The sequence below is a fragment of the Achromobacter sp. SIMBA_011 genome, assembly GCF_046535435.1.
Classification (GTDB): domain Bacteria; phylum Pseudomonadota; class Gammaproteobacteria; order Burkholderiales; family Burkholderiaceae_B; genus Achromobacter; species Achromobacter dolens.
The window spans coordinates 1-272 of sequence record NZ_JAWRWN010000467.1; the positions used below are offsets into that span (position 1 = coordinate 1).

Genomic DNA, 272 nt, shown 5'->3' on the forward strand with positions numbered 1-272 from the left:
GGCCGAGCATCTCGGCGATCTCGCGATCGCGCGGCGTCAGCGGCTGCGCGACGCCGAGCCCGCCGGCCGCGAGATTGCCGCGCACCTCGCTGCCCTGCGGAATCCGCGCGAGCGAATACGGCACCGGCTCGCCCGCGATCAACAGGATGCGCTTGTCGCCGGCCTTGATCTCCGGAATGAACTTCTGAATCATCAGCGAGCGCGTGCCGTCATGGCCGAGCATCTCGATGATCGCGCCGAGGTTCATCCCGTCGGCCTTCACGCGGAACACG

General features: G+C 68.4%; 1 pseudogene. It reads right to left on the reverse strand.

What is annotated here, in order from left to right:
• A pseudogene (locus SB816_RS31740) lies at positions 1-272 on the reverse strand (glutathione synthase); the annotation flags it as partial.